We start from the raw sequence: 15,020 nt of genomic DNA on the forward strand, positions 1-15,020 counted from the left end.
TTTCACCATTTTCCGGGACGCCCTGAACGGCAGCATCCCTGGGGCCGCCCCGGGCGCACCACACTCCCCGCACGGAGCACTCCGCACCTCCGAAAAGAAAAGAGAAAACACTCCTCCGACAACCCGGGAGTAGGATTCGGAACGCACATTCTCCGCTTCGGAGGGAAATTCCCAATACTCCCACGGGGCACGTGAACAGGAGGAACAGAGAAAATGCCGACAGTCGAATGGAATCGCAAGGCGTGGGGCAAAACGCATTCCTGGGACAAGAACGGCGACGAGTGGTCCTTCATGGCCGCCTACTGCGGCCAGCCCTACGAGGAGTGGAAGGCCTCACTCATCGACACCCTGCTCGTCCCGGGCGCCTCCCGGGGCCCCTCCCTGGAGATCGGCCCAGGCCACGGCCGCTGGACCGAGCACCTGCTGGAGCGCTCCCCGCACGTGTGGATCGTGGACGTCAACGAGAACTGCCTCGACCACTGCCGGGAGCGGTTCGCCGACCACCCCGGCCTGCGCGTCCACCACACCGCCGACTGCGGCATGGCGCCCGTCCCGGACACCTCCATCGCGTTCGTGTGGTCCTTCGACGTCTTCGTCCACCTGGACCCGGACGTCGTCACCGGCTACCTCCGCGAGATGTCCCGGGTCATGGTGCCGGGCGCGACCGCGGTCGTCCACCACGCGGGCAAGCCCGACTGGTCGCTGCGCCTGGCCCCGGCCACCCGCCGCGCCGGGCGCGCGGGCCGCGTCGCCCAGCGCTGGATCAGCCAGCGGCGCTGGCGCGACGACGGCAACCGCTCCGACGTCTCCGCCGAGTCCTTCGCCCGCTGGGCCGCCGACCACGGCCTGGAGGTCGTCGAGCAGCGCGACTCCTGGGGCGACCGCGGCCAGTACACCGTCGCCAAGTACCGCGACCGCATCACCGTCCTGCGCAAGCCCGGCTGACCGGCCCCGGACCGGCCGGCGCCCCGCCGCGGGCCCGGCCGGGCACCCCGCCGACCATGGGAACCCGTGCGGCCCCGCGCGGATCCGGCCTGTGGACAACCCGATCCGGGCGGCCCGGGGAGCACATACTCGGAGCATGCTGACCTCACGCGCCCGCATCCTGTTGTCCGCCCTGCTCAGGGACCTTCCCGACCGGCACCACATCCTCACCGTGCACACCGACCGGCCGGCGTCCACCTCGGTCGTCCTGCACACCGGCGGCTGGGACATCGAACACCCGCCGGTGGTGGAGCGGCTCTCCGCCGTCCTGGCCGGCGGCCACGGCGCCGCCGTGATCCTGCGCAGTTTCACACCGCGGATCTCCCACACCCTCCCGGACGGGACCGAGATCCCCGTCAAGGTCGTCCGCGGCTGGCGGGCCGCCGACCACACCCTCGTCCCCCTCGACGAGGCCCAGATGTTCGACGCCCACTGCACCGACGCCGCCTCCGGCGAACCGGTCCCGCCCGAGCACGGTGTGGAGTTCGCCCCGGCCCCGGCCGTCGACCTCTCCGCCTTCCACGCCCGGTGAGGCCGCGGCGCCCCGGCCCCTCCCCCGCGCCCCCGCGCGCCGGGCACGGCCGGAACCGGACGGGCGTCCCCCACGGGACCGCCGCCTCTGCCATGATCGGGGCCGACCACCCCCGAGCGGAAGCGGTGCCATGCCGGACCCCCTGCGCGATTCCGACCCCCGGGAGATCGGCCCCTACCGCCTGCACGCCCGGCTGGGCGCGGGCGGCATGGGGCTGGTGTACCTGGGAAGCTCCCCGGGCGGGCACACCGTCGCCGTCAAGGCGGTGCGCCCGGAGCTCGCCGACGACCCGGACTTCCGCCGCCGCTTCGCGGTGGAGATCACCGCCGCCCGCACGGTGGGGAGCCTGTACACCGCCCAGGTCGTGGACGCCGACCCCGACGGCGACCCGCCGTGGCTGGCCACCGCCTACATCCCGGGCCCCTCCCTGCACCGCGCCGTCGCCGACCGCGGCCCCCTCCCGCCGAACTCGGTCTCCGCGCTCGGCGCCGGGCTCGCCGAGGGCCTCGCCGCCGTGCACGCCCAGGGGGTGGTGCACCGCGACCTCAAGCCGGCCAACGTGATCCTGTCCGCCCAGGGTCCCAGGCTCATCGACTTCGGCATCGCCCGCGCCCTGGACGCCACGTCCCACACCCGGACCTCCACCGTGCTGGGCACCGCCGCCTTCATGTCGCCCGAGCAGGCGAGGGCGGAGAAGCAGACCGGCTTCGCCTCCGACGTGTTCTCCCTGGGCTGTGTGCTGGGTTTCGCCGCCACCGGGCACAGCCCCTTCGGGGAGGGTCCGGCGCACGCCGTCGCCTACCGGGTCGTGCACGCCGACCCCGACCTGGAGGGGATCCCGGGTCCCCTGGCCGACCTGGTCGCCGCCTGTCTGGCCAAGGAACCCCGGGACCGGCCCCGGCCGGAGGACCTGCTGCGGCGGTTCCCCGAGGCGGCGCCCCCGGAGCCGGGGAGCCCCGGGCGGCGCTGGCTCCCCGACGACCTCACCGAGGTCATCGGGCGGCACGAGACCCTCCTGGAGACCCTCGTCTACCCCGGGACGGCACCGGGCGGTCCCGCGAACGGCGGCCGGGCGCCGTTCCCGCCGCGGCCGCGCGCGGCACCGAGCGGGGCCAAGGCTCCGGAGGGGGCCGGGGCCTCGGAGGAGGCACGGGACCCGCAGGACGTGCCGCGGGCCTTCGAGATGACGACGGCCGCCGCCAGGGTCGTCGAACGGTTCTCGGAGGTGCGCTACGTGGTCGCCCTGGTGGCGGCCCTGTTCGTGGGCGCGGTGCTCTTCGGCCTGCTGTTCGGCGGCCCGGACGCCGGCTTCGACGAGGCCCTCGCGTTCGCCGGGGACATCGTCACAACGCCCCTGTTCGTCGTGCTCTACAGCGCGGCGGCCGTCCTCGCCCTCCTCGACGGGGGCTCCGCCGGACACGACCTCCTCATCGTGGACGGCGGGGGCATCCGCGTGGTCGACAGGAGGTGGCTGCGCCTGCGGGACCGCTCCTTCACCCTGGCCTGGGACCGCCTGCGGTCCGTCCGGGCCCAGGCCGCCCGCCCCGGTTCCGGGAAGGGGATCGAGGTGAGCGTCACCGTGGAGTTCGCCCGGGGCCGGGCCCCCGACGAGGCGTGGCTGAAGCGCCACGGCGTCCTGGGATCCGACAGGGGCCACACGATCGCCACCACGTCCCTGCCCGACGCGGCCGACACGCTGTACCGGGTGCGCGAGGCGCTGGACCGCTTCGGCGGCGGCATTCACGTCCTCCCCTGAGCGCCCGGTTCCCGGTGCGCGGGGCCCTGGGGGCACCGCCCCGGGCCCCGCTCAGGCGGACGGCTCCTCGGCCGCGAGGCCCTCCCCCGCCTCCTCGGCGCCGCGCCGGGGCACCGCGATCTCCAGGGAGACCCCCAGGTCGCGGACGGCGCGCGCCGACGACTCCGGAAGGCGGTCGTCGGTGATGACGGTCGAGAAGCGGGTGAGCGCCGCGACCTTGAAGGTGCCGAACGCCCCGTACTTGTCGGCCCCCGCCACCAGCACCGAGGTCGAGGCCGCCGCCATGGCCGCCCGCTTGACCGCGACCTTCTCCCTCGAGGGCGTGGTCGAGCCGCGGTTGAGGTCCCAGGAGCTGGTGGAGATGAACGCGGTGTCGATGTTGAACTCGGCGACGGTCGCGGCCGCGATGTCACCGACCGACGAGCGGTTCTCGCGGTCGATCCGCCCCCCGATGAGGAACAGGGTGACGTCCGGGTGGTCGCTGAGCGAGGCCGCCGTGGTGATGTCGTTGGTGATGACGGTGAGCCCGAGGGTGTTCCACAGCAGGGGGACCAGGTGCCCCAGCGTGGTACCGGCGTCGAGGTAGAGGGTCTGGCCGTCGCCCACCAGGGCCGCCGCGGCGTGCGCCATCGCCCGCTTCTCCGCCACGTCCGCGCGCGACTTGTCGCGGTAGGAGGGCTCGGCGCGCACCTGTGAGACCAGTTCGACGCCGCCGGGGACGGAGCGCACCCGCCCCTCCCCCTCCAGGGTCATGATGTCGCGGCGCACGGTCATGTGGGAGACCCCGAGGATGTCGCAGAGTTCCCGCACGCTCAGCACCCCCGTACCGCGCAGCTCCCGCAGTAGCAGTTCACGCCGTTGCGCCGGGATCATCGTCCTCCTTCGGGTCGGTCTCACCCGTCAGGGTAATCCAGAGTTCCCAGATGATCTCAGATGTTACGCCGCTGTACCTCCGCGTGCTCGCGGTGGTACCCCCGGCGCACCACCCCCCACAAGCGCGGCAACACCCGGACCGCCCCGCCGGGGCCGTCGCGCCGCCGGACCAGGCGGGAGCAGGAACGAGTGGGGCTCGCGGACGGACGGGCCGCGCACCGGATCGCCGTTCCGCCCGCGGACCCCCGGGCCCCCGCCCCGTTGCGCGTCCATCATCGGCCAGCGTTACCAGATGATCTCAGATGTGACGATTATTGACTCTTATGTGCATGCAATGTTAAGACTTGGGTCATCGTCGTCGCGGGACGCCACCACGCGCGCCCTCCGCACGGCGGGAGAAGGAGAACCCATGCAAGACACCGACGCCGCCACCGCGCCGACCTCCACGGTGCGGTACGCGCTCACCGGAGCACGCGGCGGATTCGCACGCACGCTGCTCGCCCAGACCAGGGGCATCGACCGCCTGCACCCCGCGGTCCTGTGCGACCTGGACCCGGAGGGCACCGTCGCCCTGTGCACCGAGCTCGGCTACGACCCCGCCGACCTGCACGTGTGCGCCGACGCCGCCGAACTCGCCGCAGCGAAGGACGGGGGCATCGCCGTGATCGCCGACGCCGCCCTCCTCGCGCACGCCGACTACGAGGTGCTCGTCGAGGCCACCGGCAGCCCCGGCGCCGGGACCCGGGCCGCGCGCACCGCCATCACGACGGGACACCACGTCGTCATGGTCTCCAAGGAGGTCGCCTCCGTCTCCGGGACCGCGCTGGCCGACCTCGCGGACGAACACGGCGTCGTCTACACCCCCGGCATCGGCGACCAGCCCGCCAACCTCATCGAATGGTACGAGCGCACCCGGCTCCTGGGCCTGGACGTCGTGGCCGTCGGCAAGTCCGGTGAGTACGACCTCGTCTTCGACCCCGCGACCGGACGCGTGAAGCAGCTCGACCAGGAGGTCGACGCCCCCGCCCTCGCGGACCTGCTCACCCTCGGCCCGGACGTGCCCGCCACCCTGCGCGCCCGCGCCGAGGCCGTCTCGGGCCTCACCCGCGCCGCCACCGCCGACTACTGCGAGATGGGCGTCGTCGCCGACCACACCGGCCTGGTCCCCGACACGGAGTCGCTGCACTACCCGGTGGCCCGGGTCGCCGAGCTCGCCGACGTCTACGCGCTCGCCGAGGACGGCGGCGTGCTCTCCCGGCCGGGCGCGGTGGACGTCTTCAGCGTCCTGCGCCTGCCCGAGGAGGCCTCCTTCGCGGGCGGCGTCTTCGCCGTCGTGCGCACCGGCGACCCGGTCACCTGGGAGCTGCTCGCCCAGAAGGGGCACGTGGTCTCCCACTCGGGCCGCTACGCGTGCCTGTACCTGCCCTACCACCTCATGGGCGTCGAGACCCCGCTGAGCATCCTCGACGCGGCCGACCGGCACCGCGCCGCCGGGCCGCGCCGCCCCCGCCCCCACGCCGTCCTGGCCGGGCGCGCAAGGGGCCCGCTGGCCGCCGGCACCCGGCTCGACATGGGCGGCCACCACCACGACGTCGCCGGAGTGGCGCCCGTCCTGCTGGACGCCGCGCAGGCGCCCGCCGACACCGCCCCGCTCTACCTCGCGGCCCACACCACCCTGGCCCGCGACATCCCCGCCGGAGCCCTGCTGCGCCTGGACGACCTCGCCGACCCCGACGGCGTCCTCGTCGACGCCTGGCGGCACGCCCGGACCCGCCTCGTGAACGATCGGAACCGGTGACATGTCGGACCTCTACACCCTCGGGGCGTTCCTCGCCGCCATCGTCGTCCTCGTCCTCCTCATCGCCCGCTTCAAGGTCCACCCCGTGGCCACGCTCTTCATCGTGGTCGTCACCCTGAGCCTGGTCCTGGGCATCGGCGGCGAGGGCACCATCGAGCTGGTCACGACGGGCTTCGGCAACACGCTGGCCAACGTCGGCCTGCTCGTCATCTTCGGCTGCGTGCTCGGCAAGATGCTCGAACTCAGCGGCGCGGCCCTGAAGATCACCGAGACCGCGCTGCGGATGTTCGCCGAGAAGCGCGTCCCGTGGGCGATCGCCCTCGCCTCGGTGGTCCTGGGCATCCCCCTGATCGCCGACACCGCCGTCGTCATGCTCATCCCGATCGTGTCCGCCCTGGCGTACCGCACGGGCATCTCGATGATGAAGCTGGGGCCGATCCTGTACATCGGCGCCTACGTGATGACCTCGGTCGTCCCCCCGGGCCCCGGGCCGCTGGCGTCCGCGTCGCTGCTCGACGTGTCCATGGGCGAGGCCATCCTCTACGGCCTCGTGGTGGGCCTGCCGGGTGTCTTCGCGGCCACGCTCTACCTGTCCCGGATCAAGACGTACGTGGCGCCCAAGCCCGAGTTCGTCGAACACCTGGCGAGCGGCTCCGAGACGGTCCCCGGCGGTACGGGAACGGGTGCGGCCGGCCCGGGCGCGGCCGGCACGGGAACGGGCTCCGCGGGGACCGGCTCCGCCGCGGACGGCACCCCGGGTGTGGGCCTGTTCGGCTCCCTGGTGCCGATCCTCGCCCCCATCCTCCTCATCGTGATCGCCGCCCTGGCCGCCCCGGTCCTGCCCGAGGGGTCCCCGGTCACCTCCGTCATCCTGTTCGTCGGCGAGCCCACCATCGCCCTGTTCCTGGCCTGCCTGCTCGCGCTGCCGCTGTTCCGCGGCCGCTGGCACGACAAGGCCACCCTGAACGACCTGTTCGAGTCGGGCCTGCGCATCGCCGCGATGCCCATGGCGCTCACCGGTGTCGGCGGTGCCCTGGCCACCGTGATCCGCGACACCGGCGTGGCCGAGAACATCGCCGCGGGCATCGAGAACGCCGGCCTGTCGCCGATCATCATCCCGTTCCTGGTCGCCGCCGCCGTGTGCACCATCACCGGCTCGAACATCCTCGGTGTGATGACCTCGGCGGCCATCATGCAGCCCCTGCTCCCCGAGCTCGACCTCGCACCGCTGGCGGTCTACCTTGCCTGCGCGACCGGCGCCCAGATCATGAAGCACGCGAACTCGTCGGGTTTCTGGGTCACCACGACCCTGTCCAACATGACCGTGGGCCAGGGCATCCGCTCCATCGGCGTCGCCTCGGCGATCTCCGGCGTCACCGGGTTCGCGGTGCTCTACGCCATGACCACCCTCGGCGTCATCTGATCCCCCGCCCCTGACCGAAGGGCCGCCCCGCCTCCCCCGGCCGCCGTGCCGCGGGGAGCGGGAGCGGCCCGCATGAACGAGAGAACCCAGCACAGGAGGACACCATGGCGACCCTCGGCGTGATCGCCGACGATCTCACCGGCGCCACCGACATCGCGATCGCCCTCACCTCCGCCGGCCACCGGACCGCCGTCGTCCTGGGGGAGGGCGTCCCGCTCGGGGGCGCGGCCGCCGACGCGGACGCCCTCGTGGTGGCGCTGAAGTCGCGCACCGCCCCGGTCGGGGAGGCCGTCGCGGCCTCCCTGGAGGCCCTGGACCGGCTGCGCGCCGCCGGATGCGAACGGTTCTACGTGAAGTACTGCTCGACCTTCGACTCCACTCCCGAGGGCAACATCGGTCCGGTCTGCGAGGCGGTGCTGGAGGCGCTGGGCGAGGAGGCCACGGTGATCGCCCCGGCGTTCCCCGCCAACGGGCGCACCGTCTACCGCGGCCACCTCTTCGTCGGGGACGACCTCCTGGAGGAGTCCCCCATGCGCCACCACCCGCTCACCCCGATGACCGACTCCAGCCTGGTGCGGCTGCTCGAACCGCAGGTGTCGCGGGGCGGGGACGACATCGCCCTGGTGCCCTGGCCGGTGGTCTCGCGGGGAGTGGACGCGGTGCGCGCGGCCCTCGCCCGGGCCGCCGCCGGGGGTGCCCGGTTCGCCGTCGTGGACGCCCTGTCCGACGACGACCTGGACGTCCTGGCCCGCGCCGCGTCGGGGCTGCGGCTGCTCACCGGGGGCAGCGCCCTCGCCCGGTGGCTGCCCGGGCCGCACCCCGTCGGCCACCTGCCGCTCACCCCGCCCGAGGGACCGCGGGTGGTGCTCTCCGGCAGCGCCTCCCGGGCCACCCAGGGCCAGGTCCGCCACGCCCTGGCCGCCGGCTCCGGGCACCGCCTGGCCCCCGGCGACCTGCGCGCCGACTTCGACGGCACCGTGGCGCGGGCCGCCGAGGCCGCCCTGGGCGCCCCCGCCGACGCCCCGTTCGTCGTCTACGCCACGGCCGCGCCCGAGCACGTCGTGGACGCCGCCGACGCCCCGCTCATCGAGGAGGCCCTGGCCGAGACCGCCGTGCGGCTCGTCGCGGCGGGCGTCCGCGCCCTGCTCGTGGCGGGCGGGGAGACCAGCGGCGCCGTCGTGGGGCGCCTGGGAGTGGGGCCGCTCGCGGTGGGACCCGAGGTCGACCCGGGGGTGGCCTGGATGCTGGCCCGGACGGGGGGCTCCGGTGACGGGGACGACCTGCGCCTGATGCTCAAGTCCGGCAACTTCGGCCGCGAGGACCTGTTCGTCCGCGCGTGGGAGGAGGGGGCGTGAACCGTGCGACACGCGAGGCGGCCGAGGAGCTGTGCGCGGCCGGACACCGCGCCGTGGAGCTGGGGCTGAGCCCGGGCTCCTCCGGCAACGTGTCCGCGCGCGTGGACGGCCTCGTCCTGATGAGCCCCACCGGGGTCCCCCTGGACCGCCTGGAGCCCGACGGCCTGTCCGTGGTGGCCGCCGACGGGACCCCGGTCTCCGGTCCGCCGCCCTCCAAGGAGCTGCCGCTCCACCGGTCGATGTACGACCGGCTCCCCGAGGCCGGAGCGGTGGTCCACCTGCACTCGCCGCACGCCACGGCGGCCTCGTGCCTGCCGCCGTGGTCGCCCGCCTCCGCCCTGCCCCCGATCACCCCCTACCTGGTGATGCGGGTCGGGCGGGTGCCCCTGGTCCCGTACGCGGCGCCGGGGAGCACACGGCTGGCCGAGAACCTGTCCGCCCTGCCGGGGCGGTTCGCCGCGGCGCTGCTGGCCAACCACGGGTCGCTGGCGGCCGCCGCCGACCCGGCCGCGGCCCTGGAGGGGGCCGTCGAGCTGGAGGAGGCCTCGCGGATCGCCGTCTCGCTCCACGGCCGGGAGTACTCCGTGCTCGCGCCCGAGGACGTGAAGGAGCTGACGGTGAGGTACGGGACCACCTGGGACCTGTGACCGGCCCCCGCCGCGGACCCGCTCCGGTCCGGCTCCGCTCCGGCCCCGGCCGCGCCACCCGCGCGGCCGGGGTCGCGGCGTCGGTGGCGGTGGCAACGGCGGGGTGACGGTGGCGGGATGGACTTCCGGTCGCGCCCCGGAACGTCCGAGGCACCGGGCACCATGGACGGCACCGACACCCCCAGCCCGCCTTCGACTTGAAGAAATCCGACCACGATCGCGGTAGGGTTCCTTCAAGTGCACAGACCTCGAGAGGTGTCTCTTGCTGATCGCCGCACACGAACTCCCCCGACGGGACGACCGCCTCGCCCTCCTGGGCACCTCCTGGCCGGTCATGGAGAAGGCCCTGCGCATGAGCGAGGCGGGCCTGCGCCGGGTGACCGAGAGCCACGGCCGCACCGCCTCCGGCCAGTACGCCTACCACGAACGGCTCGCCGCGCTGCGGTCCGAGCAGAAGGTCCGGTACGGCTGGGAGAACGTCAGCCGCTTCCAGATCGACCTCACCGTCAACCCCGAGCGCACCGTCGGCATCCAGACGCTGAGCGGCGACGCCAACACCGGGAACCCCGACCCGACGGCCGTGCCGCACAGCCAGCACCCGCGCGGCCCCAACGGGCGCCACCTCCTCACCGACGAGACCGCGTTCGAGCAGCTCTCCCTGCCCGGCCTGCCGACGGAGTTCCTGCCGCCCCCGGCGGAGCCCTCCGACCTCGACGGCCTGGAGGTGTGGGTCTTCCTCACCTACCGAAAGCAGGTGCCCGAAAGCGATCTCGTGGTCTGGCATAGTGAACTGTCCCGCCCCTGCCCGCCCGACGAGCGGGGGTACATCACCGCCTGGTACGACCGCATCCTGTTCCCCGAAGTGACGATCGGGAGCGTGGTCTTCCCCGACGAGGGCGGGGGCATGGAGCCGATCGACGTCCCGGTCGACTTCCGTTAGCGACGAACACGCCCGGTGGCGGCCCCGCCGGGCCCACAACCGACAGGGCAGCGCACACCATGGTCACGCCGTCACGCATCCGACTCGCACGGGAGCGAAGGGCGCTCACCCTGGCGCGATTGTCGGCCCTGACGGGGATATCGCAGCAGAGCCTGTCGAACTACGAGAACGCCCGCACCGCCCCCACCGGGCCCACCCTGGGCCGGATCGCCGAGGCCCTGGGGTTCCCGGTGGGGTTCTTCTCCGCCGACGAGGTCGAGGAGGTGGCCTCCGAGGCGGTGGCGTTCCGGGCCCGGACCAAGACCTCGATGCGCAAGCAGAAGGCCGTCCGCTCCCAGGCCGCCCTGGCGATCGAGTTCAACGACTGGCTCACCGCGCACTTCGCCCTGCCCGCGCCCAACGTCCCCACCTACGGCCGCCCCTCCCCCGAGGACTGCGCCGAGACGGTGCGCGCGCTGTGGGAGCTGGGCGACACCGCGGCCCCGAACATGGTGCACCTGCTGGAGGCGCAGGGGATCCGCGTCTTCTCCCTGGACACCGAGCACCACGAGGTGGACGCGTTCGGGTTCTGGCGCGACTCGGTGCCCTATGTCTTCCTCAACACCGCCAAGAGCGGCGAGCGCGGGCGCTTCGACTGCGCCCACGAGCTCGGCCACCTGGTGATGCACGGGGACGAGCGGCCGCTCAGCGGCCCGGAGGCCGAACGCGAGGCCAACCGGTTCGCCAGCGCCTTCCTCATGCCGCGGGCCGACGTCGTCGGCCGCATGCCCGCGGGCGCCCAGGTCGACCAGATCCTCAAGGCCAAGTCGATCTGGCGGGTCTCCGCCATGGCCCTGACCCACCGGCTGCACGACCTGGAACTGCTCACCGACTGGCAGTACCGGTCCACCTGCCGGCAGCTGGCCGAGATGGGCTACCGCACCGCCGAACCGGACGGGATCGCCCGCGAGACCTCGCAGCTCCTGCCCAAGGTCTTCTCCCTGCTGCGCGGCAGGGGCACCACGCCGGGCAGGGTGGCCGAGGAGCTGAGCATCCCGCTCTCGGAGCTCAACTCCCTCATGTTCGGGCTCTCCTTCACCTCTCGCCCCGGCCGGGGCGGCGGCCCGGGACGGGACCGCGGCCGCCCCGCGCTGCGCGTGGTGCCCGCCCCCCGGTGACGGCCGCGGCCGCCGCGGCGGTCAGGCCCCGACCAGCTCCTCGGGGGTGGGCTGGACGGGGTGCAGGTCCTCGGGCGCGGTGTGGAACCAGGCCTCCAGGAGGAGTTCGCTGAGCTCGTCCAGCTCGATCCCGTCGAGGTGGACGACCACCCAGCCGAACCCGCCTCCGGTGAACTGCACCTCGAACACCTCGGGGCGCTCGGCCACCAGCGCGGCCTGCTCCAGCAGCGTCTGCTTGAGCCCCACGGTGGCGGTACGGGGCCACAGGTAGCCGAACGGCTTCCCGCGCACCCGGAACGTCGTGTACTTCTCGCCCCGCTGCGGCTCGCACTCGGGCAGCGCCTCCGTCAACCGCAGGAACCGTTCGATCTCCACACCCATGGGACGAGCCAACCACACCGCACCGACACCGCCGACGACGGTGCCGGAGAAAGGGCCGGGCCCCGGCGGGGCCGGCCGGGCGCCGGATCGCACGCTCCGCTTTCCCGGAGAACACCGGAAAGGGGCCCGGTCGTGTCCCGTGAAAGGCGCACAGCCCGGGAACCGCAATCGAGGGCACGCTTTCGACCGACCGAGGGGAACACGCCCGGATTTTCCATCCGCCACCCGGGTGCGAGCGAACCACAAAGGCCCCTGGAGAAACTCGGGCGGCGACCAGCGATCTGCACCGAGCATTGCATCAAATTCGTGTGAACTAGCGCATAGCACAAGTGTGCATCGATGCGAGGGCCTCTCCCGCAGGGGCCTCACAGGGCGACGAACTGGGGTGATGACCACCGGTGTCCACTTCCGCACCCCGCGTACCTCTATGCAGGTGAGCAGGACGACGACCAGGACGAACGGGGGAAGAAGGGCGGGAGAAATCCGGCTCCGGAGAATTTCCGCCCATATAGTAAGGGAGCCCTACCCGAGCGGCCGGAACATGAAACACATCGCCCCGCGAACGGCGGATAAGGGGCGTCCGGGTCTTTGTTAAGTTCCCGTTTCGGCAGGAGAAACCACCGACTCCGGAGAGGATGAGACCCCGCCAGGGGATTCGGCCATGACTCTGCAGATGGATCTTCAGGCATCGACCGCCGACGAGTACCCCACCCGCAAGGCCCCCGAACCAGCGCTGCTCGACCGCAGGGACCCCGTCGTCTGGGGGCCCGGTGACGGCCCCTTCTCCCAGGAGGAGCTCCAGGGATACGACCGGCGCGGCTACACCCGGATCGAGGCGTTCGTCACCGACGCCGAGGTCGCGACCTACCGGGCCGAACTGGACCGGCTCGCGAACGACCCCGCCCTGCGCGGCGACGAGCGCCTGGTCGTCGAGCCCGCCTCCGAGGAGGTGCGCTCGGTGTTCGACGTGCACAAGGTCAGCCCGGTGTTCTCCGACCTGGTCAACGACCCCCGCCTGGTCGACCGGGCGCGCCAGATCCTCGGCTCGGACGTGTACGTGCACCAGAGCCGCGTCAACTACAAGCCGGGCTTCGGCGGCGGCTCGTTCTACTGGCACTCCGACTTCGAGACCTGGCACGCCGAGGACGGCATGCCCCGGATGCGGGCGTGCAGCTTCTCCGTCGCGCTGACCGACAACTACACGCACAACGGCGCCCTGATGATCATGCCCGGCTCGCACAGGACGTTCGTGTCGTGCGTGGGCGAGACCCCCGCGGACCACTACCGGGCCTCGCTGAAGAGCCAGCACATCGGCACCCCGGACGAGGGCTCCCTGTCCCGCCTGGCCGAACGGCACGGCATCGACGTGCTCACCGGCGGGGCCGGAGGCGTGACGGTCTTCGACTCCAACTGCATGCACGGCTCGGGCGGCAACATCACGCCGTTCCCGCGCTCGAACGTGTTCATCGTGTTCAACAGCGTCGAGAACGCCTGCGTGGAGCCGTTCAGCGCCCCGGCCCGGCGCCCGGAGTTCCTCGCCTCGCGCGACTTCACCCCCGTCGGCCGCTGACCCGGCCCCCACGGGCGCCGGTGCGGGCGGCCCGGGGCCGCCCGCACCGGCAACGGCCGAGGCCCCGACCACTGACGTCTCCGCACTACCGCAGGCTCCGAGATCGGCGGCGCCGGAGAAAGAAGCCGTCGGCCACAGCAAGACCGTGAGCCGGACCGGCAACGCGCCGTGACCGCTCCGACAACCGCGTCACTCCGTCGCCCCCACTCTGTTCGTCACGATAAGGCGATCTCTGGTCATCTGAAGAAGTCCCACACCCGGCTCTCCGCCTGCGCCGACCGAACCGTCCAGTTGGCGGGAGGGACCGAACGCAACCGTGTGGCGAAGAACGTCCATGACGGCATCGACCACCATCGCGGTCCAACCGGAGAAGATCGCCGAGTTGCACGGTCTCGACCCACAGGCCGCAGGGCAAGTGCTCACCAACTCCCCAGAGGTCGACCTGAGGCACCTTGGGGAATGAGCATCACCCGATGTGCGCTCCACGGGCAGGAGGCACCGGATTCAGGTTCCACCCACCCCTCGCAATCCTGGAGCGGTACTCCGAAGGCACGCGACGGCCTTTGGGCAAGCGAACCGGCCCAGACCATGTGACCGATGCATGCGGGCAGGGCCCTATGCGCCCCTCGACCGTGCAAGGCCTGACGGCACGCACGAGCGCACGGTCGAGAAATCACCTCTCGGGGTCCTGGCACGGCTCCGCCTGCACGACCGGACGCACCGCCGTCTACACGCGCGACCACTGCCTGATCCGATCCGACCATGAGACGCGGTGCGTCGCCTGAAAGCACCGGCAGGTCCGAAGCGACCCATACTGAGCGCGACAGAAGACAGATGCACCGGCCTCATCCACCACTTGTCCCGCAAGAAGCATCCAGTCGCGGAAGGGCTGCCGAAGTACCTCTTCTGACACGTATTCCGTCCTCTCGAGTTGATAGGGATGACTTGCCACCGATACCTTCCATTCGGGTAATCGGGCGACCACGACCCTTAAGAGCCGCCGTACCGCACGTACGAAGACTTGAGAAGGAAGGCAGGTGGGGCATGTCGAACGGCACAGGCGTGAACGTCGACGACGCCTACGCGGGAGGGTCGGATTCGGCGGAAGCCGCAGCACGACTTCGTGATCTTCCCACCGACTTCGACGAGGCGGTCCAGGCGGCCAAGAACGCCACCAGCGGCGTCCCGGGAGTAACCGGATGGGGCACCTTCGGATCCGACCACGAACAGCACATGATCGAGGTCCGCGATCACGCCAGGACACTCGCAGAAAACATCCAGGCGGGCTCCTACGAGGCGGCGGTGACGGATCTGGAGTCGAGCGAGGGGTTCGACATACCGATCAACGGAATCCAGTCCTACTGATCTCCCCCATCCCAGGATCACCCCCAGGAGACCATGTCTTGTCCGCTCTCAGTTACACCGAATGCGAGATCGACCGCGGAGCCGTCGCCTCCGCCAGGGAGGCCTTCGCGGAACTCCACTCCCTCATCATCGGCCGGTCCGGTGGTTACAACACCATCACGACCCATGTGGGGTTCGAGTTCTCCGACATGATCGCCGAGAACCTCTGGATAGCAGCGCAAGAGAACCAGTTCGCCTGA

The 15,020-nt window shown here is 72.2% G+C and carries 14 protein-coding genes; 12 read left to right on the top strand and 2 right to left on the bottom strand.

All coding sequences use genetic code 11. From position 1 onward, the window contains the following. The first annotated feature begins 213 nt into the window (after nucleotides 1-213). The 3 genes from ABZ249_RS20235 to ABZ249_RS20245 all read left to right on the top strand — a co-directional run bounded on the left by ABZ249_RS20235 (nucleotide 214) and on the right by ABZ249_RS20245 (nucleotide 3,272). On the top strand, nucleotides 214-945 hold the full coding sequence (locus tag ABZ249_RS20235) for a class I SAM-dependent methyltransferase (RefSeq protein WP_355265088.1): 732 nt from the start codon (nucleotides 214-216) through the stop codon (nucleotides 943-945). Between the two features lie 136 nt (nucleotides 946-1,081). Continuing rightward, entirely contained in the window at nucleotides 1,082-1,516 is a 435-nt protein-coding gene (locus tag ABZ249_RS20240) for a hypothetical protein (protein ID WP_355265091.1), read from the top strand. Between the two features lie 130 nt (nucleotides 1,517-1,646). Further along, on the top strand, nucleotides 1,647-3,272 hold the full coding sequence (locus tag ABZ249_RS20245; RefSeq protein ID WP_355265093.1) for a serine/threonine-protein kinase: 1,626 nt from the start codon (nucleotides 1,647-1,649) through the stop codon (nucleotides 3,270-3,272). Nucleotides 3,273-3,323: 51 nt separating this feature from the next. On the opposite strand, the gene ABZ249_RS20250 is transcribed toward ABZ249_RS20245, so the two are convergent. Beyond that, nucleotides 3,324-4,145 (bottom strand): DeoR/GlpR family DNA-binding transcription regulator, encoded by an 822-nt coding sequence (locus tag ABZ249_RS20250; protein ID WP_355265096.1) that lies wholly within the window; start codon nucleotides 4,143-4,145, stop codon nucleotides 3,324-3,326. Nucleotides 4,146-4,554: 409 nt separating this feature from the next. Between ABZ249_RS20250 and ABZ249_RS20255 the strand changes: the two genes are divergently transcribed. From ABZ249_RS20255 to ABZ249_RS20280, 6 genes are all read left to right on the top strand, one after another. After that, nucleotides 4,555-5,943, top strand: a complete 1,389-nt coding sequence (locus ABZ249_RS20255; protein WP_355265099.1) for a homoserine dehydrogenase — start codon at nucleotides 4,555-4,557, stop codon at nucleotides 5,941-5,943. A gap of 1 nt (nucleotide 5,944) precedes the next feature. Next, nucleotides 5,945-7,366, top strand: coding sequence for an SLC13 family permease (locus ABZ249_RS20260; protein WP_355265102.1), 1,422 nt, complete (start codon nucleotides 5,945-5,947; stop codon nucleotides 7,364-7,366). A 104-nt stretch (nucleotides 7,367-7,470) separates the two neighbouring features. Beyond that, on the top strand, nucleotides 7,471-8,721 hold the full coding sequence (gene otnK / locus ABZ249_RS20265) for a 3-oxo-tetronate kinase (RefSeq protein WP_355265105.1): 1,251 nt from the start codon (nucleotides 7,471-7,473) through the stop codon (nucleotides 8,719-8,721). After that, nucleotides 8,718-9,368 carry a class II aldolase/adducin family protein gene (locus tag ABZ249_RS20270; protein ID WP_355265108.1) on the top strand — a complete coding sequence of 217 codons (651 nt, stop codon included), beginning with the start codon at nucleotides 8,718-8,720 and terminating at the stop codon, nucleotides 9,366-9,368. The genes otnK and ABZ249_RS20270 overlap by 4 nt, the downstream gene beginning before the upstream one ends. Before the next feature lie 262 nt (nucleotides 9,369-9,630). Beyond that, entirely contained in the window at nucleotides 9,631-10,308 is a 678-nt protein-coding gene (locus ABZ249_RS20275) for a hypothetical protein (protein ID WP_355265111.1), read from the top strand. A 59-nt stretch (nucleotides 10,309-10,367) separates the two neighbouring features. After that, a complete protein-coding gene (locus ABZ249_RS20280) occupies nucleotides 10,368-11,465 on the top strand; it encodes an ImmA/IrrE family metallo-endopeptidase (protein ID WP_220560381.1) in 1,098 nt (365 codons plus the stop codon). Between the two features lie 21 nt (nucleotides 11,466-11,486). Here the strand turns inward: ABZ249_RS20280 and ABZ249_RS20285 are convergent, their stop codons facing one another. Then, entirely contained in the window at nucleotides 11,487-11,846 is a 360-nt protein-coding gene (locus ABZ249_RS20285; RefSeq protein ID WP_355265114.1) for an MmcQ/YjbR family DNA-binding protein, read from the bottom strand. 661 nt (nucleotides 11,847-12,507) lie between these two features. Here ABZ249_RS20285 and thpD point away from each other — a divergent pair. The 3 genes from thpD to ABZ249_RS20300 all read left to right on the top strand — a co-directional run bounded on the left by thpD (nucleotide 12,508) and on the right by ABZ249_RS20300 (nucleotide 15,020). Then, nucleotides 12,508-13,416, top strand: coding sequence for an ectoine hydroxylase (thpD, locus tag ABZ249_RS20290; RefSeq protein ID WP_355265117.1), 909 nt, complete (start codon nucleotides 12,508-12,510; stop codon nucleotides 13,414-13,416). A gap of 1,044 nt (nucleotides 13,417-14,460) precedes the next feature. Next, a complete protein-coding gene (locus tag ABZ249_RS20295; protein WP_355265120.1) occupies nucleotides 14,461-14,781 on the top strand; it encodes a hypothetical protein in 321 nt (106 codons plus the stop codon). A gap of 38 nt (nucleotides 14,782-14,819) precedes the next feature. After that, a complete protein-coding gene (locus ABZ249_RS20300) occupies nucleotides 14,820-15,020 on the top strand; it encodes a hypothetical protein (protein WP_355265123.1) in 201 nt (66 codons plus the stop codon).

Source organism: Nocardiopsis sp. NPDC006139, from assembly GCF_040614155.1.
In the GTDB taxonomy this organism is placed as follows: Bacteria; Actinomycetota; Actinomycetes; order Streptosporangiales; family Streptosporangiaceae; genus Nocardiopsis; species Nocardiopsis changdeensis.

What these genes read in the sequence shown, in the direction of transcription:
- ABZ249_RS20255 (WP_355265099.1), top strand. Translation starts at nt 4,555, where the DNA reads ATGCAAGACACCGACGCCGCCACCGCGCCGACCTCCACGGTGCGGTAC.
- ABZ249_RS20240 (WP_355265091.1), top strand. Translation starts at nt 1,082, where the DNA reads ATGCTGACCTCACGCGCCCGCATCCTGTTGTCCGCCCTGCTCAGGGAC.
- thpD (WP_355265117.1), top strand. Translation starts at nt 12,508, where the DNA reads ATGACTCTGCAGATGGATCTTCAGGCATCGACCGCCGACGAGTACCCC.
- ABZ249_RS20295 (WP_355265120.1), top strand. Translation starts at nt 14,461, where the DNA reads ATGTCGAACGGCACAGGCGTGAACGTCGACGACGCCTACGCGGGAGGG.
- ABZ249_RS20280 (WP_220560381.1), top strand. Translation starts at nt 10,368, where the DNA reads ATGGTCACGCCGTCACGCATCCGACTCGCACGGGAGCGAAGGGCGCTC.
- otnK (WP_355265105.1), top strand. Translation starts at nt 7,471, where the DNA reads ATGGCGACCCTCGGCGTGATCGCCGACGATCTCACCGGCGCCACCGAC.
- ABZ249_RS20260 (WP_355265102.1), top strand. Translation starts at nt 5,945, where the DNA reads ATGTCGGACCTCTACACCCTCGGGGCGTTCCTCGCCGCCATCGTCGTC.
- ABZ249_RS20250 (WP_355265096.1), bottom strand. Translation starts at nt 4,145, where the DNA reads ATGATCCCGGCGCAACGGCGTGAACTGCTACTGCGGGAGCTGCGCGGT.
- ABZ249_RS20285 (WP_355265114.1), bottom strand. Translation starts at nt 11,846, where the DNA reads ATGGGTGTGGAGATCGAACGGTTCCTGCGGTTGACGGAGGCGCTGCCC.
- ABZ249_RS20235 (WP_355265088.1), top strand. Translation starts at nt 214, where the DNA reads ATGCCGACAGTCGAATGGAATCGCAAGGCGTGGGGCAAAACGCATTCC.
- ABZ249_RS20245 (WP_355265093.1), top strand. Translation starts at nt 1,647, where the DNA reads ATGCCGGACCCCCTGCGCGATTCCGACCCCCGGGAGATCGGCCCCTAC.